Source organism: Kitasatospora sp. NPDC054939, from assembly GCF_053610105.1.
The window spans coordinates 22,074-43,417 of record NZ_JBSGXP010000064.1; the positions used below are offsets into that span (position 1 = coordinate 22,074).

Sequence of the window (21,344 nt, forward strand, 5' to 3'; positions counted from 1 at the left end):
TGCTGCGTCCGCAGGCGTCCCCGCGCGTCCGTTCTGTCCGAAGTCCGGACTGCCCTCGAACCCGCGTCCCGTCGGTCGCGCTGCAATGGGGTGATTTGTCCCGATTTGCCGCGCGCGCCGGAATTGATCTTGACCGAATTTTGGACAAGCACTTCCGTCCCGGGTCTTCCTTCACTACCTTTCCCACACGCTCTCTCGACCGGAAACCCCGCGAGACGGGCTTCGCAGGACCCCCAGGACGTCAAGGACGACACACCGCGGGCCCGAGCGCGGCCACCCACCTGCGCGCGACACCCCCGTCCCCGGACCGGCCGCCCCCCCGCCGCCCGGAGACCGCCGCGGAAAGGAATTGCGCGTCGTGACAGCAGAGACCTCCCAGACCCTGGACCGTGGCGTCCGGGTCCTCAAACTCCTCGCCGACTCGGAACGCGGGCTCACCGTCACCGAGCTCGCGGCCCGGCTCGCCGTCAACCGCACCGTCGTCTACCGGCTGCTGGCCACCCTGGAGCAGCACGGCCTGGTCCGCCGCGACATCGGCGGCCGGGCCCGGGTCGGCCTCGGCGTGCTGCGGCTGGCCCACCGGGTGCACCCGCTGCTGCGCGAGGCCGCCCTGCCGGCGCTGCGCAGCCTGGCCGAGGACCTCGGCGCGACCGCCCACCTCACCCTGGTGGACGGCAGTGAGGCCCTGGCCGTCGCGGTGGTCGAGCCCAGCTGGACGGACTTCCACGTCGCGTACCGGACCGGCCTGCGCCACCCGCTGGGCGAGAGCGCCGCCGGGCGGGCGATCCTGGAGGCGCGCGGCTTCCCCGGGCAGCGCCGGCCCGAGCAGGGCTTCGTCATCACCCGTGCGGAGGAGCAGTCCGGAGCCTGCGGCGCGGCCGCGGCCCTGCTGGGGCTGAGCGGCATCGAGGGCAGCGTCGGCGTGGTGATGCTCAACGGACTGGTCCCCGAGCGGGTCGGCCCGCGGGTGGTGGAGGCCGCGACCGAGGTGGCCGACGCCCTGAGGTAGCGCCCGTGCGGCGGCCCCGGTGTGTTTGGATGCCTCTGTGCCCGAGTCCAAACTGTCCCCGGCCCTGACCGCCCCCCGCACCCGCGCGCTGACGCTGTGCGGGGCCGTGGTCGCCGCGCTGGCCGCCGTGGCCGCGTTCGCCCCGCTGCCGTACACGCTGACCTGGCCCGGCGTGACCGCCGACACGCTCGGCAGCTACGAGGGCGAGCCGGTGCTCACCATCACCGGCGCGCCCGTCCGCCCCACCGAGGGCGAGCTGCGGATGGTCACCATCTCCGCCACCAACCCCGGCGAGACCACCGGCTTCCGGCGGGCGCTGCAGGCCTGGCTCGACCGGGACGAGGCGGTCCGGCCGAGCGACTCGGTCTACCCGCAGTCGGACCCGGTGAAGGCCGAGCAGGTGACGGCCCAGCAGATGGCCGAGTCGCAGGACAGCGCGACCGCCGCCGCCCTCTCCTACCTCGGCCTCTCGCCCGCCCAGGTGAAGGTGAAGGTCGACCTCGGCGCGATCGGCGGCCCGAGCGCCGGCCAGATGCTGGCCCTGGGCATCGTCGACAAGCTGACCGGCGACGGCAAGGGCGGCGACCTCACCGGCGGCCGGAAGATCGCGGGCACCGGCACCATCGACGCCGACGGGCGCATCGGTCCGGTCGGCGGCGTGCCGCTGAAGACCCAGGCGGCGGCCCGGGACGGCGCCACGGTGTTCCTGGTGCCCAAGGGCGAGTGCGCGGACGCCGAGGTGAACACGCCGGAGGGGCTGCAGCTCATCCCCGTCGCCACCCTGGGCGAGGCGGTCGACGCGCTGAAGGCGCTGAAGAGCGGGGCCGCCGTCCCGACCTGCTGAGCCGCGCCGGTCCCGGCCCGCCGGTCCCGGCCTTCCGGTCCGGGACCGCCGCCCGTTCCGGCCCAGCCGGCCGTCGGCGCTACTCGGCGGCGGCCTGGTCCACCAGCGGCAGGATCCGGTACGGCACCGGGTTCTCCAGGGCGATCGCCGTCGACGAGCGGACGATCCCGTCGAAGCCCACCACCCGGTCGATCACCCGCTGCAGATCGGCGTTGGACCGGGCCACGATCCGCACCATCATGTCGCCGTGCCCCGTGATGGTGTGCAGCTCCAGCACCTCCGGCACGGCCGCCAGGTGCGCCCGGACGTCCGCCCCCTGGCCCTGCGAGATCTCCAGCGTGGCGAACGCCGTCACCGGGTAGCCCAGCGCCGCCGGGTCCACCTCCGGGCCGAAGCCGCCGATCACCCCCTTCGCCTGCAGCCGGTCCAGCCGCGCCTGTACGGTGCCCCGGGCCACCTGCAGGCGCCGCGAACACTCCAGCACCCCGATCCGGGGCTCCTCGGCGAGCAGCCGGATCAGTCGGCCGTCCAGGGCGTCGATGGCATCGTTGCCGCCGCCCGCCGCGGCGCCGGAGGGCGCGGAAGAGCCGGGCGCAGCGGGCGGGTTGGCGGTCGTCATGGCGGGTTCCGTCCTCCGGGCGCGGACCGGCCGGGGCCCCGGGACCGTGGGGACCCGAACGGTCGGGAGCCGGTCGGTGGGCATTCTGTACAGCGCTGCGACCGATTCTCCCGCCCCGGCGCACACCTTGACCAGGAGGAAACGGAACAGTTGCGTGGAGGACCACCCGGCGCCACCCTCCAGCCACACCCCCGTGCGCGGGCCCCGCACAGCGCATCGGGGACGAACCAGGTCTCGTACGCCTACCGGGAGGGCCGTCATGACCGACCTCGCAGCCGAACCGCTCACCGCCACCGCGTGTCCCGACGAACCCGACCTCCTGCCGATGGGCCGGGCGGACGCGGTGGTCTTCGCGGTCGGCGACGCCCGGCGCGCGGCCCGCCGCTACGCCACCGCCCTCGGCCTGCGCTGCACCGCCTACGCCGGGCCCGAGACCGGCCGCCCGGAGACCGTCTCCTACGTCCTGCAGGCCCCCGGCACCCGCTTCGTGCTCACCTCGCTCGTCCAGGTCATCGGCCCGAGCGGCCGGGAGCTCGCCGCCCACCTCGCCCGGCACGGCGACGGGATCACCGACGTCGCGGTGGCCGTGCCGGACGTCTACTACGCCTACGACTACGCGGTGGACCGCGGCGCCCGCTCGCTCACCGAGCCGTACGAGATGCACGACCGGTACGGGACGGTGCTGCTGGCCGCGATCGGGGTGCCCGGCGGCACCCGGCACACCCTGGTCGACCGCTCCCGCTACACCGGGCCCTACCTGCCCGGCTACCTGCCGTTCGAGGCGTGGTGACGGGACGCGGCGGTCAGCGCACCACGGTCTGGACGTCCGGCGGATGGCCGTTCCAGGTGACGAAGACCGAGTTGGCGGTCGTGCCGTCCTTGGAGAAGTCGATGCGCATCCACTGGTCGCCGTTCCACACCTGCATCTGCCAGCCCGGGTCGGGCGTCGCGGACACCAGGCTCGCCCGGTCCGGCTTCACGTCCAGCGCGACCTTGCCGCCCGGCACCAGGTAGCTGCGCACCGAACTGGTCGTACTGGGCGCGGACGAGGGGCGGCGGGAGGGCGGGGGAGCGGTGGCGGGCGGCGCGGAGGACGGCCGGACCAGGGCGGAGGCGGTGGCCGGCGGCGCCGACGGGGCCTCGCTGCGCTCGGCGGACTGCACCTGGGACGACGGGGCGGCCGGGCCGGCCGGCTCGGGCACCGCGGTCGCCGTCGGGGCCGGCAGCTGCAGCGCCGTGGGCTGCTCGAACGCCTCCCCGGTCAGCACCGCGTGCACGCCCAACCAGGACAGCGCCACCGCCGCCCCGGTGGCCGCCGCCCAGGCGCCGAGCTGTACGAGTCCGTTCCGCATCGTGCGCACATCCTGCCGCATCCCGGGCCCGGGCAGACGCTCGCCCCGGGTATTGGGCGGGGCCGCTGCACAAACCGCCGGAGGTCGGCGCGAACCGGACGCAACCGGCCCCGCGCGCCCGCCCCGACCCTCCCCGCGACCCACCCCGAGGTACAGACCAGTGCCCCCCGATGGCGTACCGTGCAGGCCCATGGCAACAGTGCTCGTGGTCGAGGACGACCCCTTCGTACGATCCGCCCTCATCCGACACCTGGCCGGCACAGGTCACGCGGTCCGCAGTGTGGGAACGGCACTTGAGGCGCTGCGGGAGGTCGCCCAGGTCGGCTGCGACCTGGTGATCCTCGACCTCGGACTGCCCGATCTGGACGGCAGCGAGGCACTCAAGATGATCCGCGGCCTCACCAACGTTCCCGTGATCATCTCCACCGCCCGGGACGACGAGGCCGAGATCGTCCGACTGCTCAACGACGGCGCCGACGACTACCTGGTGAAGCCGTTCTCCGGCGAGCACCTGAGCGCCCGGATGGCCGCCGTGCTGCGCCGGCTCGGCGGCGGCGCGGCGCCCGTCGCCCAGGTGCTCCGGGTCGGCGGACTCGCCATCGACCTCCAGCGCCGCGAGGTCGTCCTGGACGGCCGGCTGCTCGACCTGACCCGCCGTGAGTTCGACCTGCTCGCCTTCCTCGCCGCCCGCCCCGGTGTGGTCGTCCCGCGCAAGGAACTCCTCGCCGAGGTGTGGCGGCAGACCTACGGCGGCGACCAGACCATCGACGTCCACCTCTCCTGGCTGCGCCGCAAGCTCGGCGAGACCGCCTCCAACCCCCGCTACCTGCACACCGTGCGCGGCGTCGGGGTCCGGCTGGAGGCCGCCGGGCAGGGGAGCGGCCCCGGGCCCGTGCCGGCGGAGCACCGGACATGAGGCGGTTCACCCGCTCGCTGCGCTGGGCCATGATCAAGGCGGCCGTCGCCGGCACCACCATGGTCGCGCTGGCCTTCCTCATCCCGCTCGGGCTGATGGTCCAGCAGACCGCCCGCGACCGCGCCTTCACCGCCGCCGAACGGCAGGCCGCCGCCCTCGGCCCGGCGCTCGCCATCACCACCGACCAGGAGGCCCTGGCCCGCGCCGTCGCCAGCACCGACGCCGGCACCCAGGGCCGGATGGCCGTCCACCTGCCCGCCCCCACCGGGGCCGGCCACGCCGCCGCGGTCGGGCCCACCGTCGGGGACGTCCGGGCCCTGCCCGCCGACCTCGACACCGCCGCCGGGCAGGGCCGCTCCTTCACCGTCGCCGTGCCCGGCGGGTTCGCCCTGCTGCAGCCCGTCGCCGTCGACCTCAACCGGACCGCCGTCGTCGAGGTGTACGTCGACGACGGCGACCTCACCCGGGGCGTCGCCACCGCCTGGCTGGTGCTGTCGCTGGTCGCCCTCGCCCTGGTCGCCATCTCGGTGCTGGTCGCCGACCGGATGGGCGGGCGGATCGTCGCCGCCGCCCGCCGGCTCGCCGCCGCCGCCCGCTCGCTCGGCGCCGGAAACCTCGCCGTCCGGGTGCCGGTCGGCGGCCGGCGCGACGCCGACACCCCCGAGGAACTGCGCGAGGCCGCCCAGGCGTTCAACTCCATGGCCGACCGCGTCGTCCAACTCCTCGCCGCCGAAAGGGAACTGGCCGCCGACCTGTCGCACCGGCTGCGCACCCCGCTGACCGTGCTGCGGCTCAACGCGGCCTCCCTCGGCAACGGCGACGCGGCCGACGCCACCCGGCACGCCGTCTCCCAACTGGAGCGCGAGGTCGACCAGATCATCCGCTCCGCCCGCCGCGCCCCCGAGGACGCACCCACCGTCACGGTCGGCTGCGACGCCGCCGAGGTGATCCGCGAACGGGTCTCCTTCTGGTCCGCGCTCGCCGAGGACGAGGGCCGCCGCTGGCAGCTCGCCGGCGCCGACCGGCCCACCCCGGTACCCGTCCAGCGCGGCGACCTTGCCGCCTCGGTCGACGCCCTGCTCGGCAACGTCTTCCGGCACACCGCCATCGGCACCGCCTTCTCGGTCGACGTGCTCGCCACCGACAGCTCGGTGATCGTCCTGATCGGCGACGCCGGCCCCGGATTCGACGACCCCGAGGCCGCCCTGAAGCGCGGTCAGGGCCAGGGCGGCGACGGCTCCACCGGCCTCGGCCTGGACATCGTCCGCAAGCTCGCCGAGGCCACCGGCGGCGACCTCGCCCTCGGCCGCTCCGCCGTCCTGGGCGGCGCCGAGATCCGGCTGCGCCTGCTGACCCGCACCGACGGCACCCCGGCCCGCACCGGTCGCCGCCGCACCCGCAACGCGCTCTTCCCGCGGTAACCCCCGTCTCCGGCGCCCGCCCGCGGGGCCCCTGGCCGGGCAGTTCCTTAACGGCGCCCTAAGGGAGTTGTACCCCTCGCCCAACAGGCCGATCCGGGCCGTCCGGCGCCGCTAGCGTCGTCCGCGCCGGTCGCCCCCGCAGGGCCCGGCGCCCCGACCCCGGCTCCCCGCGGAGGTACCACCGCCATGACGACCCAGCCCGAACGCCGTCCAGGCCACCGCCGGCGCAGCCGCAAGGGCGCCGTCCTCGCCTCCTCGGCAGTCGCCGCGGCACTCGCCGCCGGCGGTGTGGTCGCCCTCGCCTCCTCGGCCGGCGCCGCCTCGCTCGGCGCCGTCTACAGCCGCACCAGCGCCTGGGAGACCGGCTGGACCGGCCAGTACCTGGTGACCAACCCCGACGACAAGGCGATCGAGGACTGGACGCTCAGCTTCGACCTGCCCGAGGGCGCCCGGATCGGCTCGCTCTGGAACGCCGGCTTCACCACCGAAGGCCGGCACGTCACCGTCCGCCCCGAGGCCTGGAGCAAGCGCCTGGAGCCGGGCCGCAGCCTCGTCGTCGGCTTCGTCGCCCAGGGCTCCGGCGCCGCCCAGGCCGAGCCCGCCAACTGCCGGATCAACGACGCCCCCTGCAAGCCCGGCGACGGCACCCCGCCCACCCCCTCCGGCCGCCCCACCGGCACCCCGACCGCCACCGCAACCCCCACCGCGACGCCCACGCCCTCGCCGACGGCCACCGCCACGCCCACTGCGACCACCTCGCCCTCGGCCACCGTGAAGCCCACCGGCACGCCGAAGCCCACCGCCACGCCCACCGCGACCGCCACCCCGACGACCGCACCCGTCCCGGCCGGCGCCGGCTTCGCCCCGTACGTCGACACCTCGCTCTACCCGCCGTACGACCTGGTCGCCACCGCCAAGGCCACCGGCGTCAAGCACTTCACCCTCGCCTTCGTCGTCTCCGGCGGCGGCTGCACCCCCAAGTGGGGCGGCGTGAGCGACCTCGCCACCGACGCCGTGGCCGCCCAGATCGGCGCGCTCCGGGCCATCGGCGGCGACGTCCGGATCTCCTTCGGCGGCGCCAACGGCAGCGAGCTGGCCCTCGCCTGCTCCTCGGCCGACGACCTCGCCGCCGTCTACCAGCGGACCGTCGACGCCTACGGCGCCACCAAGGTCGACTTCGACGTCGAGGGCGGCGCGCTCGGCAACACCGCCGCCAACACCCGCCGCGCGCAGGCGATCGCCCGACTCCAGCAGACCGCCGCCGCCAAGGGCCGCCCGCTCGACGTCTCCTTCACCCTGCCGGTGCTGCCCTCGGGCCTCACCCAGGAGGGCGTCGACCTGGTCGCCGGCGCCAAGCGCAACGGCGTCGCCATCGGCGCCGTCAACGTCATGGCCATGGACTACGGCGCCGGCGCCGCCCCCAACCCGCAGGGCCGGATGGGCGCGTACGCGATCGCCGCCGCCACCGCCACCCAGGGCCAGCTGAAGAGCGTGCTCGGCCTGGACGACGCCGCCGCCTGGCGCAAGGTCGCGGTCACCCCGATGATCGGCGTCAACGACGTCGCCACCGAGGTCTTCACCGTGGCGGACGCCAAGCAGCTCGCCGACTTCGCCCGGACCAAGCACCTGGCCTGGCTCGCCATGTGGTCCGGCACCCGCGACAAGCCGTGCGAGGGCGGTGCCAAGGGCCACGCCGACGCCACCTGCAGCAGCATCGTCCAGCAGCCGCTGGAGTTCACCCGGGCCCTCGGCGCCTACACCGGCTGACGCCCGGCCCGGCACCCGCACCAGCCGGGCCCCGGTCGGCCGCATCCCGCACCGCGGGACCGCGGCCGACCGGGGCGGCCGCCGGCCCGCCCCCGCCGCCGCGAGGCCCGCCCCCGCCGCCGTCGTCACTCCCGGTGACCGTCCGGCCCCCGGCCCGCGCCCCGGGTATCGGGTATCGTCGCTGGTTGGTCGAGCGGTGGACGGAGCGAACAGTGACAGCGGTGCAAGACGAGCGCAGCACGGTGCCGGCGGCACCCCACCGCGCGCCCGCCCCTCTGCCCGACCGCCTGACCGCCGCCCTCGGCGCACCCGTGCGCGCGCTGCGCGCGGCCCCGCGCCGACCGCTGCTGGCAGCTGCGGCCCTGGCCGTCGTCTCGCTGCTGACCTACGCGATCGTCCGGCACTTCGTCGGCACCTCGATGGTCGACATGATCGTCTACCGGGCCGAGGGCGCCGCCGTCGCGAACGGCACCGACCTCTACGGCCTGCGCGTCACCGAGTGGAACCTGCCGGCGACCTACCCGCCGTTCGCCGCGATGCTGTTCGTGCCGACCACCTGGTTCGGCATCGGCTTCCTCCGGGTGGCGATCACGCTCGGCAACCTCGGACTGCTGGCCCTGTTCGCCCACCTCTCCCTGAACCTGGTCGGCTGGCCGCGCCGCGAGCTGCGCCCGATCGGCGTCGTCCTGGTCGCCGGGCTCGGCGTCTGGCTCGAACCCGTCTTCACCACGTTCCGCTACGGCCAGATCAACCTCGCGCTGGCCTGCCTGATCCTCTGGGACCTCACCCGCCCGGACGGCCGCCGCAGCAAGGGCGTGGCCATCGGCATCGCCGCCGGCATCAAGCTCACCCCCGGACTGTTCGCGGTCTACCTGCTGATCACCGGCCGGATCCGGGCCGCCTTCGTGGCCGGCCTGACCTTCCTCGGCACCTTCCTGATCGGCGCCGTCGCCCTGCCGGACGCCACCTGGGGCTTCTGGACCAAGTACCTCTACGACTCCACCCGGGTCGGCAAGACCGAGATCGTCGACAACCAGTCGGTCCGCGGCGCCGTCGCCCGCCTGCTGCACACCCCCGAACCGGGACTGGTCGCCACCGCCGCCGGCGCACTGGTCGCCGTCGCCGGGCTCGCCATCGCCGCCTGGGCCGCCAACAGCGCCCGCTGGCTGCCGCGCTCCGAGGCCTGGGGGGTCTGCTGCGCGGCCGTCACCGCCGTGCTGATCTCCCCGATCAGCTGGACCCACCACTGGGTCTGGTGCGTACCCGTGCTCGTCCTGCTCGCCTGCGAGGCCGCGGCCGAGCACGCCCGCCCCGCGGCCGTCCGGCGACTGCGCTGGCGAGCGGCCTTCGGGGCCACCCTGCTCGCGTTCTTCTCCTTCGCCATGTGGCTCGTGCCGCACAAGGGCGACCTCGACCTGCGCCTGAGCCCGCTCAGCCAGCTCCCGGCCGCCGTCTACCCCCTCGTCGGGATCTGCTTCCTGGCCGCCGCGGCGCTACGCATAAGGGCGCGGCGGCTCGCGGCGGGCGCCCCGCTGGTGCGGCTGCCCGGCCAGCGGACCGGCGGCCGTCCGGGCCCCGCGCGCGACCGTCAGCAGGCCCCCGCGGCCCGCTGAACCGGTCGGCGCGGCGGACGTCGCGCCGGATGTCCCGCACGTCGCGCCGGGCGGGGTGTGGCCGGGGCCGATGCTTCCGGTGCGGCCCGTGCTGTTGGCTCCGGCATCGATGGCCGAGCGGCCGGTGCGGCCGGTGGTGCGGTCCCGCGGCCCGGTCACGCCAGCAGCTCGGCGAGCGAGCCGTCCAGGTCCAGCGCCGCCAGCTCGCTGCCCGGCGGGACCAGCCGGTGCGCCCGCTCCAGCCAGGCCGCAACCACCGGCAGCGGCGCCTCCAGCAGCGCGTCCCCGGCCGGCGAGCTCAGCGCCAGGCAGAGCACGCTGCGCCGCCCCGACCGGGTCGGCCAGATCCGCACGTCCCCCTGCCCGCACGGCCGGAACGTGCCCTCCACCAGCAGCTCGCGGGCGAACACCCAGGTCACCGGGGTGCCCGTGTCCAGGTGGAAGGTGATGTGCACCGCGAACGGGTCGTGGCTCCCGTACGACAGGCGGGCCGGGACGGGCACGCTGTGCTCCGGGGAGAGCACCAGGTTCAGCTCCAGCTCGTGCTCGACGACCCCCGCCGGACGTTCCATGCGCTCCATGATCGGCTTCCTCTCTGCCTTCGGTTCGTGCCCGGTCCCGGGCCCTTCCACCTTTGAGAGCGCGGTCCGCGCCCGCTCTTACACAGGTTTCCGCGCTTTCTTCGCCGCGTTCGGCGAGGAGGGGTGAACGCGGGACGGCGGGCGCGTGAGCACGTCCCGCGCGCCGGGGAGCAGGGGTGGACAGGGGGAGCGGACGGCCCGGGCGCCGTCCCCGGGGGCGCCCGGCGAGCGCGGGCGGGGTCCGGTCCTACCCCGAACGGACCTGTCCTGTCCCCCGAATGGCCAACTTCCTGTCGCGAGCCCCCCGAAGAGCTACCCTTTGTGACTGCCCTGCGACTGTCCGCCGATCGGTGGTGCCCTGCGCGCCGACGGCGAAGCCGCTCGCCGGGCTCGCCGCATCGGCCCTGCCAGGAAAGAAGACCCCCATGACGGACCGGCCCTCCGCCGACGGCGCCGACCCGGCCGCCGGTCCCGCGCCGGGGTACTACCCCGACCCCTCGGTGCCCGGCTTCGTCCGCTACTGGGGCGGCGCCTCCTGGGTGCCCGGCACCAGCCGGCCCGCACCCGCCGAGGGCGAGGTCCTGGAGCCGCCCCGCTTCGTCGCCCGCCACCGGCAGCCCGTCGGCGGCCGCCCCGTGCCGCCGCCGGTCGTCCCCGCCGAACCCGTCGCCGCGGCGGCCCCGGCCGTCCCGGCCGTTCGGGCTGCGGCGGCCGTCTCGGCTGCCCCGGCGGCGCTCGACGAGACCGGGCCGGTGTTCTTCGACCAGACGGCGGGCGGGGCGTCGTTCAGCATCGCGCCGTACGTGGAACTGGAGCTGCGGGAACGCCGGCTGGGCGCCGAGGGCGGCGCGGGCGGGTCGGCAGCGGGCGCGGGTGACGCCGGGACGGGTGCGGCGGGTGCGGATACGGCGGGTGCGGGAGAGCCGCCGTCGGGCTGGCAGGCCGATCCGCGGACGCAGCGCGGACTGCTGGAGACCGGCGGCTCGCCGCGCTGGGTGTCCTGGGGGGTGCTGCCGGCGTCGGCCGAAGCGGCGGAGGCGGACCCGGCCGCCCAGGCCGCGCCGCTGCCGCAGCAGGCGCGGCCCTCCGGCGAGCCGTCGCTCCGGAGCGAGGCCGCCACCCTGCCGGAGCCCGTGCGGGCCGCCGAACCGCACGCGGTGCGGACGCCCGCCGCGGCGCCGGAGGGCGGCACCGTGGCCGCGGTGGGTCCGTCGGCGGTGGGTCCGTCGGTGGCCGGTTCGTCCGCGGCAGGTCCGTCCGCGATCGGGGCGCCGCCCCTGCGGGCCGCCTCCGCCGCCCTTGCCGCTCCGGCCCCCGCGGGCGCTCCGGCCCCCGTACGCGCTCCGGCTCCCGTACGCGACCCGGAGCCGGCCCCGTCCGCGGAGCCCCCTGCCGCCGCACCAGCCACCGTCGCCGCGAAGCCCCCAGCCGGGGCGAAGCCCGCCGCGGCCGCGAAGCCTTCCGCTGCCGCGGAGCGCCCCGGGACCCGCCGGGTGGAGCCCGCCAGGTCCCGCCCCGCCGCCCGTCGGCGGCCCGCGCCCGCACCGCCCGCCGGTCTCGGCCGCCGCCTGCTCGCCCGGCTGGTCGACACCGCCGTGATGGCCGTCGTCGCGGTCGCGGCCGGCATCCCGCTCGGCAACTCGGCCGCCTCCCACGTCGAGGAGAAGCTCGACCAGGCGAAGATGGCCAGCCACCTCGCCCGGCAGGAGGTGCAGGTCTGGCTGGTCGACGGCGTCGTCCTCGGCAAGGCCGCCGCCCTGCTCGGCATCCTGGCGTTCGTCGGCGTGCTGTACGAGGTGCTGCCCACCGCCCGCACCGGCCAGACCTTCGGCAAGCGGCTGACCGGCATCCGGGTGGTGGACGCCCGCAGCGCCGCCCCCGGAACCGGCGGTCCGGGCCTGGGCCGCTCGCTGCGCCGCTGGCTGGTCCGGCAGCTGTCGGTGCTGCTGCCGGTCGGCTGCCTCTGGCCGCTGTTCGACCGCCCGGCCCGCCGGGGCTGGCAGGACCGGGCGGCCGGCACCCGGGTCGTACGCGGCTGAGCCGTACCCGGACGGCCGCCCTGCCGCCGCCCTGCCGCCGCCCGCCCCGATGTCCTGACGCGGTGTCCTGGCGCAGTGTCCGGGGCGGTGTCGGGGCGGGCCGCCGATGCGGCATCGAACGGGCAAAACGGACTGAATATCCCAACTTCATAGAATCCGTGATGTTCTACTCGGGTTCATGAGTACCAACGACCCCTCAGGCCCCGAGCCGGAGGGGGGCGGCAAGCCCTCCTTCGGCAAGCAGCCCCCGCAACCGGGCGGCGGCACGCCGGAAGGTGCGCCGTCGGAACCGCACGGCACCCCGCCCCCGACCGGCGGACCGTACGACGGACCGGGCGCCTACGGCGGCACCTACGGTGCCCCCGGCACCGGCGGCTCCCCGTACGGCCAGAACCCGTACGGCCAGTCCCCGTACGACCAGCCGCCGCCCGCCGGCGGCCCCCACGGCCACCCCGGCGCCGGCCCGGTGCCCGGCATGCCGCCCCTCGGCAGCTGGCCCAACCGCATCCTGGCCCGCCTGATCGACTACCTGCTCGTCCAGGCCGTAGCCCTCCTGCTGGTCCTGCCCTTCGCCAGCCTCAACGGCCGCACCGGCTCGACCGGCGCCTTCTGGCTCGCCTGCGGCCTCTGGCTCATCTACGACGGCCTGATGCTCAGCCGGGACGGCCAGACCCTCGGCAAGAAGGCGATGAAGGTTCGCGTCGCCATGCTCGACAACGGCAGCTCCCCGACCCAGTCCGCCGCCTGGACCCGCGCCGCCGTCTTCGTCCTCCCCGCCGTCGTCTGCTGCGCGTTCCTCTGGTGGCTGATCGACGGCCTGTTCGGCGTCTTCGACAAGCCCTACCGCCAGTGCATCCACGACAAGGCCGCCAAGACGGTCGTGGTCAGCACCGCCACCTGACGGCCCGTCCGGCCGACCGGTCCCGCCCGGCGGTGCCCCCGCGCCGCCGGGCGCACTCCTGCCCGGAACGGCCGGCACCCCGCGGATCGGTACGGTGATCGCACCCGTACCGCCGTACGGTGACCGCACCCGTACCGCACACCCTGGGGGAACCGACCGTGCCCATCCCCGCCGACTGGCCGACCACCGAGGCCGAGGCGCTCGCCGAACAGCAGCGACTGCGCCCCCTCGTCCAGCCGTACGGCGACCCCGAGGCCCCCGCGGCGGCCGGTGCGCCCGTGGCCGGGCCCACGGCTGGGCCCGTGGCCGTCGGCGCCGCCGGTGCGGGCATCGGGCTGGTCGCCGGGGTCGACGTGGCGTACGACGACGAACGCGACCTCGTCGTCGCCGCCGCCGTCCTCCTCGACGGCGACACCCTGGACGTCGTCGAGGAAGCCACCGCCTCCGGCCGGATCCCCTTCCCCTACGTCCCCGGACTGCTCGCCTTCCGCGAGATCCCCGCCGTCCTCGACGCCCTCGCCGGACTCACCCGCACCCCCGACCTCGTCGTCTGCGACGGCTACGGACTCGCCCACCCCCGCCGGCTCGGCCTCGCCAGCCACCTCGGCGTCCTCACCGGCCTGCGCACCCTCGGCGTCGCCAAGACCCCGTTCACCTTCGACCACGCCGAACCCGCCGTCGAACGCGGTTCCTGGACCCCGCTCGTCGACCCCGCCACCGGGGAGGAGGTCGGCCGCGCCGTCCGCACCAAGCGCGGTACCAAGCCGGTGTTCGTCTCCGTCGGCCACCGCATCGGCCTCACCGAAGCCGTCGACACCACCCTCGCCCTCGCCCCCCGCTACCGGCAGCCCGAGACCACCCGGCACGCCGACTCCCTCTGCCGCCGGGCCCTCACCGCGCTCCAGCAGCAGGCCGGCCCGGCCGCCTGACCGGACGTCCGACCGCCCGCCCGGCCGTTCGGCCGACAGCCCGATCGGCCGCGGCGGACGGCACCCACCGGGCACCGGGTCCGGTCCGCAGAACCCGCGGACGAGCCGCCCCCAGGCGGCAGCGGTGGCATTCTGGTTGACCGGAGCATGTGTTAGACATGGTTCTTCAGGATCGGCGGTCCGAGATCCGGGACCGCTGCCGCTACGGGGGAGGCAGAGAGTGGCGGGGACAGGTTCCACCGGCGGAGGCGGCGCCGGCTACCGCGTCGAGGTCGAACAACTGCGGGCGTTCGCCGCCCAGGTACGCGGCCTGCTGGACGAGTTCCAGCGGCACGCGGACGGCACCAGGACGCACGGCCAGAGCGGCATCGCCAAGAGCTCCTTCGGCACCTTTGCCGAGGCCGTCGAACTCCACGGCCGCTACCAGACCATGCGCGACAGCCTGCGCGACGTCCTCAACCAGCTGCAGCAGGCCGTCGACGAGGCCCAACGCAAGGCCGAACTCACCGCCACCAACTACGAGGAGCAGGAACGCAGCACCTCGCAGGGCCTCAAGGTCAAGCTCGACGGCGACGGCTGGTCCGTCCAGCAGCCCTCCGCGAGCAGCGCCGCGGCCTACGCCCAGACCGTCGCCCCGGCGCGGCACGGCGGCGGGAAGTCCGAGCGGTGACCGCCCGAACGGCCCCCGCCCGCCCCCACCCGTCGGCCATCGAGACCGGAGGCGACCGCTGATGGCGTACACCAACTTCCACAACTACAGCCACGCCCAACTCCGGAAGATGGTCCAGTCCCTCAACTCCGGTGAGGTGATGGCCGCCAGCGACCCCTGGCGCCGCGCCACCCAGACCCTCAAGCAGATCCGCGCCACCCTCACCCGCGCCAGCACCGAGGCCGCCGGCACCTGGGAGGGCGCCACCAGCGACGCCTTCCACAGCCGGATGCTCCACCTCGCCAACACCATCAACAACGCGGCCTCCTACTCCAACGACGCCGCCAACACCCTCAAGGCCCTCGCCGAAGCCATCGACCAGGCCAAACGCGAGATGCCCGAAGAGCCCGGCAACTGGGAGAAGTTCAAGGACGGCTTCGGCGACACCGTCTCCTCCACCTTCGGCGGCGACGACGAGGACACCAAGACCAACGTCGCCGACGAACGCCGCGCCGAAGCCGTCGCCGTCATGCAGACCCTCGCCCTCAAGTACCGCACCGCCACCCCCATGCTGAAGCCGGTGGCGGACCTGCCGACGCCACTCAAGTGGCGGGGCGACGAGCGGGAGGTTCCTGGATCCGCACCGGATTCGAGTGGAACTGCAGCTCTCGGCTCCCTGATGGCCGGTACGAGCCCGATCACCGCAGGGATGGCACCGCGACCGACGAGCGCCCCGACGGTGCCTGCGCCGAAGCCCGTTGTCCCGACTTCAAAGCGCCCGGCTCCTCTGCCCCCGACGGATTCGGGAATCAAGGGCGGCACGGCTCAAGCCACGCCGAAGCCGCCGACTGTGAGCAACGTCGGACCGGGTACCGGGATCGACAGTGCGACCGTCACGAACCCGAACCCCTCCGGGGGTGGGGCGCAGGCTCCGAACAACTCGGGGCACTCGAACGCCACCAACCAGTCCGGAACCACCGGCATCAGCAACCCCGGCGGCCAGGGGCAACCCAACGGCGTCCGCGGCCCCTCCGACCGGCCGTCCGTTGCCGCACCGCAGAAGTCGAGCGGCGGCGGACAGCAGAGCAAGGGGCCGGTCGTGGGCGGACAGGGTCACATCGCCCCGGCGGCTCCCCGCGGCGGAGGCAACACCTTCGGGCCCGGCGGGATGCCGGGCGGCGGGCTTCCCGGAGGGAGCGGTCCCGCGGGCGGGAAGGTCGGCAGTGGCTCTGGCCGCCGCGTCGGCCACGCAGTCGGTGAGGGCGATCACGCACCCGCCGGGTCGGGCGGGAAGCGGGCGTTCACCGAGGGCGGCTCCGGCATCGGTGCCCGCAACCGGGTGCGGGGCGAGATGGGTGGGAGCGGTGCTGCTGCCGGCTTCGGCCCCGCCATGCCGGTGGCAGGAAGCCAGCGCCGCAAGGACGAGAAGGAGCGCGAGGGAAAGCGCCCCGACTACCTGGTCGAGGACGAGGAGACCTGGGCGTCGGACAAGCCGAGGAATCCGAACGTGGTGGAATGAGTTCGGCCGTGGGAGGTCCGGTCGAACTGTCCGTGCGCACTTGAAGAGGTGACCTGGCTTGACGAGCAGCCGACTGGCGCGTGGAGCAGCGGTGCTCGCGGCCGGGGCCCTGTTGTGGGGCAGCGCGGTTTCCCCGGCGGCGGCCGATCAGATCCGCGATGCGCAATGGGCGTTGAAGAAGTACGAGGCCGAAGCGCGGATCTGGCCCCTCTCACAGGGTGAGGGCGTGGTCGTGGCCGTCATCGACAGCGGTGTCAGCCAGAGCCATCAGGATCTTGTCGGTCAGGTGCTCCCCGGTGCCGACTTCTCCAAGGCGGGGACGGACGGCCGATCGGACTCCGATGGCCACGGTACAGCGATGGCGAGTCTGATCGCCGGGCGTGGTCACGGGTCCGGAGCTGGTGTCATGGGCCTGGCGCCCAAAGCGAAGATCCTTCCCATCCGGCTGAGCAGCGAGAACGAATCCTCGAACCCGCAGCAGAACGGTCTTGCACTGGCGATCCGCTACGCGGTGGACCACGGCGCGAAGGTCATCAGCATGTCGGTCGGCGGGGCCTCTCGCTTCGACTCGGTGCAGCGCAGCGCCGTCAACTACGCAGTCTCCAAGGACGTTGTCCTCGTTGCGGCGGCCGGGAACAACGGGCAGGAAAATCCGGTCGAGTACCCGGCGGCCTTCCCGGGAGTAGTGGCCGTCGGCGCGGTGGATTCGAAGGGGACTGTCTGGGACCGGTCGACGCCCGGTCCGGAAACCACCCTGGTGGGACCCGGTGCGGATGTCTACCACGCGTCGACGAAAACGGCGTCCGGCTATGCGGTCGGTGAGGGGACCTCCGGCGCCACCGCCTACGTCTCCGCTACCGCCGCGCTCATTCGTTCCAAGTACCCGGAGCTATCCGCCGGGCAGGTGATCAACCGGATGATCAAGAGTGCCACGCCGCCTCCGGATGCCTCGCCCGTGCCGAACAGCCGGTACGGGTACGGGATCCTGGCGCCGGCGAAGGCGTTGGAGCCGGATCCGGTGGTGGACCGGGGGCCGCGGGAGAATCCGCTGCTGGGGCGGGTGGAGTCGCAGGGGACTCCGCCGGGGGCGGGTACGGCGGTGCCGGCGGAGCCGACGGAGGAGCCGACCGAGGCGCCGTGGGAGCCGGGGGCGAACGGGAACCCGGGGATCACGTACACGCTGGTCGGGTTGGCCGTGCTGGTGGCGGTGGTGCTGGTCTGGCTGGTGCTGGTGCTGTGGTTCCTGCGGCGGCGCAGGCGGCGGGCTCTGGCGCAGCCGCCGGTGCCGCAGGGGGCCGGGGTGCCGGAGGCGGTGCCGCCGGGCTACGGGTACCCGCCCCCGCCCCCGGGGCAGTACCCCGGGGACGGTGGCCGGCAGCGCTGAGCCGTCGGGCTGCCGGGGCGGTCAGAGCTTCTGGTACATGACGTGCAGGCCGACGTAGCCCTTGTCGGGGTGGTGGAAGGCCTCGGGCACGGTGGTGAGGATCTCGAAGCCGAGGGACTGCCAGAGGGCGACGGCCCGGTGGTTGGTCTCGACGACGGCGTTGAACTGCATGGCCCGGTAGCCGTCGGCGCGCGCCCGGTCGAGGACGTGGGCGCAGAGGGCGCGGGCGATGCCGCGGCCGGCGTACTGCGGGTCGACCATGAAGCCGGCGTTGGCGACGTGGGAGCCGCCGCCGCCCTGGTTGGGGTGGGTTTCGGCGGTGCCGAGGACGGTGCCGTCCTCGTCGACGGCGACGAAGGTGCGGCCGGGCGGCTGCTTGAGCCACATGTCCCGGGCGGCTTCCTCGGTGATGTCGCTGTCCCAGGTGAAGGTGTCGCCGGCGGCGACGATGCGGTGGAGGAACGGCCAGATGGCCGGCCAGTCGTCGGGGGTGGCTTCGCGGATGAGCATCCGTCCAGCGTGCCCTGCGGGCCCGGGTGCCGACCAGTGGTTTTCACCCGGGCCGGGCGTGGTCACGGCGCCGGCTGCGGAGCCGGCTCCGGCGCCGGCTGTTCGGCGACGGCGATCTGCTGCCGGTGGTGCGCGGGTGCGGTGATCTCGTCGAGGACGGCGACGGCCAGGTCGGCCTGGGCGATCCGGGGGCCGAGGAGTTGCGGGCCGCCGGTGCGGTAGCGGCCGGTGCGGGGGGCGTCGCGGTCGAGGTCGAGGGGCGGGGTGACGACGACCCAGTCGAGGTCGGCGGGGGAGTCGGCGAGCAGGGTGACGGCGGCGGCGTGGCCGAGGGAGAAGGCGCGGTGGGCTTCGGGGAAGTCGGGGTCGTCGTGGAGGGCGGTGCCGGGGGCGGTTTCCAGGGTGGCGGCCATGCCGACGGAGACGAGGCGCCGGACGCCGGCCCGGTGGAGTCCCTTGACGAGGGCCGTGGTGGCGGCGGGGTAGAACTCCTGGGAGGGCAGGTCGGGGGTGTAGACGGAGGCGACGGCGGCGGCGTGTCCGGCGGCGGTGCGGGCCACGGCGTCCGGGTCGGTGATGTCGCAGCGGACCAGGGTGGCGCCGGCGCCGGCGAGGTCGTGGTGGCGTTCGGGGTCGCGGACGGCGGCGGTGACGGCGAGTCCGCGCTGCCGGGCCTCGGCGACGACGGCGCGGCCGACCTGGCCGCCCGCGCCGAACACCACGATGGATCCGATGTCCGTACCGGTGACGCTCATGGCTGTGGTCCCTCCGTTCGCTCCCCGACGGTTCGGGGTGGTGCGGAGACCGTAGGCGGAGGGGTGCCGGTTACTTCAACGGTACCGGTCGGGGTCCGTACGTCCGTCGGGTCGGCTACCGTCGGGCGCATGACGCAGACCGCGCCCGCAGCCCCGCTGTCCCCGGACCTCTTCGACCCCGACTGCGAGGTGCAGGCGCTGCCGGTGCTGGGCGGGCGGAAGTGGGCCTGGAAGATCATGCGTTGTCTGGAGGGCGGGCCGCGCCGCTTCTCCGAGCTGCGGGTGCCGCTGACCGGGATCACCGCCAAGGTGCTGGCGGAGTCGCTGCGGGCGATGGAGCGGGACGGCGCGGTGGCCCGGGTCGAGTACCCGGAGAACCCGCCGCGGGTGGAGTACGGGCTGACGCCGCTGGGCCGTTCGCTGTTGGGGCCGATGGACGCGGCCTGCGACTGGACGCGCGCCAACCTGGGGTACCTGCTGGAGGCCCGGGAGGCGTACGAGCGCGAGCAGGGGGAGCGGGCCGCCGGCTGAGCGCCCCCCGCGGCAACCCCCGCCCCACCGGCGCCCCCCGCCCCGCCGCACCCCTCCGCTCCGCCGGTACCACCCCCCGCGGCAACCCCCGCCCCGCCGAAGCCCCTTGGCCCGGCTGGCAGCATTTCGGCGCCCGCTGGCGGTACGGCCCCTGGTGGGCCCGTGGGGGCGAGCGCCATCCTGGACGCATGATCACCCCCGAGAACGCCCCCGCCCCCGAGAGCTCAACCGCGGAGAGCTCCGCCCCCCAGAGCCCCGCCGCCGACACCCCCGCCGCCCCGGTGCCCGACACCAAGGACTGGACGTGGGTGCTGGAACGCCCGTGTCCGGACTGCGGGCTGGACACCCCGGCGGTGACCCCGGCGGACGTCGCCGGGATGGTCCGGGCGAACGCGGCCGCCTGGCGGGCCGTGCTGGCGGGCGACGACGCGCAGGTGCGCCGCCGCCCGGCGCCCGGGACGTGGTCGGACCTGGAGTACGCCTGCCACGTCCGGGACGTCTTCCGGCTGTTCCGCGTCCGGCTGGCCCTGATGCTGGACCTGGACGGCCCGCTGTTCCCCAATTGGGACCAGGACGAGACCGCTCTCGCGGAGCGCTACTGGGAGCAGGACCCGGCCGTGGTGGCGGTCGAACTGGCGTCCGGCGCGGAGGAGTTGGCGGCGGCTTTCGAGCAGGTGTCGGGGTCGCAGTGGCAGCGGACGGGTGACCGCTCGGACGGCGCGCGGTTCACGGTCGAGTCGTTCTCCCGCTACCTGATCCACGACCCGGTCCACCACCTGTACGACGTGACGGGCGAGCGGGTCTGAGGGCCGGCCCGCCGCGCGGCGCGGCGGGCCCCGGGCCGGGGTCTCCGGCGGCGGGGCGGTCGGGCTGCGGCCGGGGTCACCAGCCGGAGGCCTCGTGCAGCATGGTGCGGCGCAGGCGGCCGGCCACGCTGGCGGTGTCGGTGCCGATGACATCGGCGATCTCGGGGGCGGCCAGGCCGACGACGTAGTGCAGGATCGCCAGGTCGTCGTCGGCAGGGTGGGCGGCCCGGGCGGAGTCGAGGGAGCGCTGGGCGCGCTCCACGACGGTGTCCCTCAGGATGCGCCAGGCGCGCGCGGTCGGGTTGGAGCTGCCGAGCAGGTCGCGCCAGTGCACGGCGATCTCGGCGAACGCCGTTTGGACGGCGCGCGCCGCGTCGGCGGGGTCGGGCAGCCGGACCCGGGCGTAGCTGAGGTAGCGCGGCCGGTGGAGTTCGCAGAAGGCCGCGAACTCCAGGGGCACGTCCGGTCCCAGCAGTACCTCGGTCGGTTCGCCGGACCTCGGGGGCGGCTCGGCGGTGCTGTCATGACGGTTGGTCATCTCTGCTTCTCGGCACGGGAGATGGTCGGCGGACGGGGTCGGTCGGGTGTGCTCACTCTACGGTAGGCGCTCGGTGCACTGGGTTACCAATCCGATTGAATGCCCGGAACGCGCCGACGCTCGGCCGGTTCCACGACGGTCCGGCGGGAGGGCTCCCGGGGGAGCGGGCTGCGCAGCGACTCCCCGGGAGTTGTTGCGAGCACGTCGTACCTGGTCAGAGAGGGGAACGGCGGGAGCTGCAAGGCGGTCGAGCTGCCACGGTAGGGCCTGCGGCGGCCCACGTCCACGCCCGCGACACTGGTCCGCACCCGTACGGGCGTCCCGGCGGCCATCGCCGCGCACACACTCACGATCATCCGCACAGCCGTACCGGCGGCCCCCGTGGCGGTGCGTCCGTACGCCGGCCGGACGGCCCCCGCCCGCCCTGCCGTGCTGCGCCCCCCGCGCGGTCGGTGCCGGGGTGCCTCAGTGCACCCGGTGGTCCGCCGGGTGGATCCGGTCGTCGGCCGCGCCCCCGCGCTCGACCTGGGTGGGGAAGGACTCGACGGCCCGCCGTCTGGCGAGCCGGGCGGCGGCAGCGGCGGCGGCCCCGGCCGCTGCTGCGGCGGCGGCGGCCTCCGCGGCCGCGCTCTCGGCGTCCGGCGGGCCGGCTGCCCCGGCC

Annotated in this window: 22 protein-coding genes; 15 read left to right on the forward strand and 7 right to left on the reverse strand. The window is 75.2% G+C overall.

All coding sequences use genetic code 11. The annotated features are described in order from the left end of the window. Positions 1-358 precede the first annotated feature (358 nt). Together ACWGB8_RS19725 and ACWGB8_RS19730 are read left to right on the forward strand one after the other, a co-directional pair. Positions 359-1,009: an IclR family transcriptional regulator gene (locus ACWGB8_RS19725; RefSeq protein ID WP_452214794.1), complete on the forward strand. Its 651-nt coding sequence runs from the start codon at positions 359-361 to the stop codon at positions 1,007-1,009. Between the two features lie 37 nt (positions 1,010-1,046). Next, positions 1,047-1,853 (forward strand): S16 family serine protease, encoded by an 807-nt coding sequence (locus ACWGB8_RS19730; RefSeq protein ID WP_452214795.1) that lies wholly within the window; start codon positions 1,047-1,049, stop codon positions 1,851-1,853. Between the two features lie 79 nt (positions 1,854-1,932). Here ACWGB8_RS19730 and ACWGB8_RS19735 read toward each other — a convergent pair whose 3' ends face one another. Next, positions 1,933-2,472 carry an Lrp/AsnC family transcriptional regulator gene (locus ACWGB8_RS19735; protein WP_452214796.1) on the reverse strand — a complete coding sequence of 180 codons (540 nt, stop codon included), beginning with the start codon at positions 2,470-2,472 and terminating at the stop codon, positions 1,933-1,935. Positions 2,473-2,731: 259 nt separating this feature from the next. Between ACWGB8_RS19735 and ACWGB8_RS19740 the strand changes: the two genes are divergently transcribed. Next, positions 2,732-3,262 (forward strand): VOC family protein, encoded by a 531-nt coding sequence (locus ACWGB8_RS19740; RefSeq protein ID WP_452214797.1) that lies wholly within the window; start codon positions 2,732-2,734, stop codon positions 3,260-3,262. A 13-nt stretch (positions 3,263-3,275) separates the two neighbouring features. Here ACWGB8_RS19740 and ACWGB8_RS19745 read toward each other — a convergent pair whose 3' ends face one another. After that, the gene (locus ACWGB8_RS19745) at positions 3,276-3,824 is read right to left on the reverse strand and encodes a hypothetical protein (protein ID WP_452214798.1); all 549 of its coding nucleotides are present in this window, start codon (positions 3,822-3,824) and stop codon (positions 3,276-3,278) included. A gap of 190 nt (positions 3,825-4,014) precedes the next feature. On the opposite strand from ACWGB8_RS19745, the gene ACWGB8_RS19750 reads away from it, so the two are divergent. From ACWGB8_RS19750 to ACWGB8_RS19765, 4 genes are all read left to right on the forward strand, one after another. Beyond that, positions 4,015-4,740: a response regulator transcription factor gene (locus tag ACWGB8_RS19750; protein WP_452214799.1), complete on the forward strand. Its 726-nt coding sequence runs from the start codon at positions 4,015-4,017 to the stop codon at positions 4,738-4,740. 17 nt (positions 4,741-4,757) lie between these two features. After that, positions 4,758-6,161 carry a sensor histidine kinase gene (locus ACWGB8_RS19755; protein WP_452214817.1) on the forward strand — a complete coding sequence of 468 codons (1,404 nt, stop codon included), beginning with the start codon at positions 4,758-4,760 and terminating at the stop codon, positions 6,159-6,161. A gap of 186 nt (positions 6,162-6,347) precedes the next feature. Further along, the gene (locus ACWGB8_RS19760; RefSeq protein ID WP_452214800.1) at positions 6,348-7,928 is read left to right on the forward strand and encodes a glycoside hydrolase family 18 protein; all 1,581 of its coding nucleotides are present in this window, start codon (positions 6,348-6,350) and stop codon (positions 7,926-7,928) included. A 212-nt stretch (positions 7,929-8,140) separates the two neighbouring features. Further along, positions 8,141-9,541, forward strand: a complete 1,401-nt coding sequence (locus tag ACWGB8_RS19765; protein WP_452214801.1) for a glycosyltransferase 87 family protein — start codon at positions 8,141-8,143, stop codon at positions 9,539-9,541. A gap of 155 nt (positions 9,542-9,696) precedes the next feature. On the opposite strand, the gene ACWGB8_RS19770 is transcribed toward ACWGB8_RS19765, so the two are convergent. Further along, positions 9,697-10,122 carry an SsgA family sporulation/cell division regulator gene (locus tag ACWGB8_RS19770; protein WP_452214802.1) on the reverse strand — a complete coding sequence of 142 codons (426 nt, stop codon included), beginning with the start codon at positions 10,120-10,122 and terminating at the stop codon, positions 9,697-9,699. 425 nt (positions 10,123-10,547) lie between these two features. On the opposite strand from ACWGB8_RS19770, the gene ACWGB8_RS19775 reads away from it, so the two are divergent. The 6 genes from ACWGB8_RS19775 to mycP all read left to right on the forward strand — a co-directional run bounded on the left by ACWGB8_RS19775 (position 10,548) and on the right by mycP (position 17,543). Then, positions 10,548-12,161 (forward strand): RDD family protein, encoded by a 1,614-nt coding sequence (locus tag ACWGB8_RS19775; protein ID WP_452214803.1) that lies wholly within the window; start codon positions 10,548-10,550, stop codon positions 12,159-12,161. A 178-nt stretch (positions 12,162-12,339) separates the two neighbouring features. Then, positions 12,340-13,062: an RDD family protein gene (locus ACWGB8_RS19780; protein WP_452214804.1), complete on the forward strand. Its 723-nt coding sequence runs from the start codon at positions 12,340-12,342 to the stop codon at positions 13,060-13,062. 158 nt (positions 13,063-13,220) lie between these two features. Continuing rightward, positions 13,221-13,991 carry an endonuclease V gene (locus ACWGB8_RS19785; protein WP_452214805.1) on the forward strand — a complete coding sequence of 257 codons (771 nt, stop codon included), beginning with the start codon at positions 13,221-13,223 and terminating at the stop codon, positions 13,989-13,991. 220 nt (positions 13,992-14,211) lie between these two features. Beyond that, the gene (locus tag ACWGB8_RS19790; RefSeq protein WP_452214806.1) at positions 14,212-14,661 is read left to right on the forward strand and encodes a hypothetical protein; all 450 of its coding nucleotides are present in this window, start codon (positions 14,212-14,214) and stop codon (positions 14,659-14,661) included. Positions 14,662-14,722: 61 nt separating this feature from the next. Then, positions 14,723-16,159 (forward strand): PPE domain-containing protein, encoded by a 1,437-nt coding sequence (locus tag ACWGB8_RS19795; protein WP_452214807.1) that lies wholly within the window; start codon positions 14,723-14,725, stop codon positions 16,157-16,159. A 58-nt stretch (positions 16,160-16,217) separates the two neighbouring features. Further along, positions 16,218-17,543, forward strand: a complete 1,326-nt coding sequence (mycP, locus tag ACWGB8_RS19800; RefSeq protein WP_452214808.1) for a type VII secretion-associated serine protease mycosin — start codon at positions 16,218-16,220, stop codon at positions 17,541-17,543. A gap of 21 nt (positions 17,544-17,564) precedes the next feature. On the opposite strand, the gene ACWGB8_RS19805 is transcribed toward mycP, so the two are convergent. Beyond that, a complete protein-coding gene (locus tag ACWGB8_RS19805; protein ID WP_452214809.1) occupies positions 17,565-18,053 on the reverse strand; it encodes an N-acetyltransferase family protein in 489 nt (162 codons plus the stop codon). A 62-nt stretch (positions 18,054-18,115) separates the two neighbouring features. Continuing rightward, entirely contained in the window at positions 18,116-18,808 is a 693-nt protein-coding gene (locus ACWGB8_RS19810; protein ID WP_452214810.1) for an NAD(P)-dependent oxidoreductase, read from the reverse strand. A gap of 129 nt (positions 18,809-18,937) precedes the next feature. On the opposite strand from ACWGB8_RS19810, the gene ACWGB8_RS19815 reads away from it, so the two are divergent. Continuing rightward, a complete protein-coding gene (locus tag ACWGB8_RS19815) occupies positions 18,938-19,339 on the forward strand; it encodes a winged helix-turn-helix transcriptional regulator (protein ID WP_452214811.1) in 402 nt (133 codons plus the stop codon). A 188-nt stretch (positions 19,340-19,527) separates the two neighbouring features. Continuing rightward, positions 19,528-20,145: a DinB family protein gene (locus ACWGB8_RS19820; protein ID WP_452214812.1), complete on the forward strand. Its 618-nt coding sequence runs from the start codon at positions 19,528-19,530 to the stop codon at positions 20,143-20,145. Between the two features lie 76 nt (positions 20,146-20,221). Here the strand turns inward: ACWGB8_RS19820 and ACWGB8_RS19825 are convergent, their stop codons facing one another. After that, positions 20,222-20,683, reverse strand: coding sequence for an RNA polymerase sigma factor (locus tag ACWGB8_RS19825; protein WP_452214813.1), 462 nt, complete (start codon positions 20,681-20,683; stop codon positions 20,222-20,224). Between the two features lie 465 nt (positions 20,684-21,148). Then, positions 21,149-21,344 (reverse strand): hypothetical protein (locus ACWGB8_RS19830; protein ID WP_452214814.1); only part of this gene is annotated, 196 nt, incomplete at its 5' end.

Coding starts and splice junctions, on each gene's coding strand:
- ACWGB8_RS19795 (WP_452214807.1), top strand. CDS start 14,723: ATGGCGTACACCAACTTCCACAACTACAGCCACGCCCAACTCCGGAAG.
- ACWGB8_RS19735 (WP_452214796.1), bottom strand. CDS start 2,472: ATGACGACCGCCAACCCGCCCGCTGCGCCCGGCTCTTCCGCGCCCTCC.
- ACWGB8_RS19825 (WP_452214813.1), bottom strand. CDS start 20,683: ATGACCAACCGTCATGACAGCACCGCCGAGCCGCCCCCGAGGTCCGGC.
- ACWGB8_RS19740 (WP_452214797.1), top strand. CDS start 2,732: ATGACCGACCTCGCAGCCGAACCGCTCACCGCCACCGCGTGTCCCGAC.
- ACWGB8_RS19750 (WP_452214799.1), top strand. CDS start 4,015: ATGGCAACAGTGCTCGTGGTCGAGGACGACCCCTTCGTACGATCCGCC.
- ACWGB8_RS19810 (WP_452214810.1), bottom strand. CDS start 18,808: ATGAGCGTCACCGGTACGGACATCGGATCCATCGTGGTGTTCGGCGCG.
- ACWGB8_RS19805 (WP_452214809.1), bottom strand. CDS start 18,053: ATGCTCATCCGCGAAGCCACCCCCGACGACTGGCCGGCCATCTGGCCG.
- ACWGB8_RS19770 (WP_452214802.1), bottom strand. CDS start 10,122: ATGGAGCGCATGGAACGTCCGGCGGGGGTCGTCGAGCACGAGCTGGAG.
- ACWGB8_RS19815 (WP_452214811.1), top strand. CDS start 18,938: ATGACGCAGACCGCGCCCGCAGCCCCGCTGTCCCCGGACCTCTTCGAC.
- ACWGB8_RS19820 (WP_452214812.1), top strand. CDS start 19,528: ATGATCACCCCCGAGAACGCCCCCGCCCCCGAGAGCTCAACCGCGGAG.
- ACWGB8_RS19780 (WP_452214804.1), top strand. CDS start 12,340: ATGAGTACCAACGACCCCTCAGGCCCCGAGCCGGAGGGGGGCGGCAAG.
- ACWGB8_RS19775 (WP_452214803.1), top strand. CDS start 10,548: ATGACGGACCGGCCCTCCGCCGACGGCGCCGACCCGGCCGCCGGTCCC.
- ACWGB8_RS19745 (WP_452214798.1), bottom strand. CDS start 3,824: ATGCGGAACGGACTCGTACAGCTCGGCGCCTGGGCGGCGGCCACCGGG.
- ACWGB8_RS19760 (WP_452214800.1), top strand. CDS start 6,348: ATGACGACCCAGCCCGAACGCCGTCCAGGCCACCGCCGGCGCAGCCGC.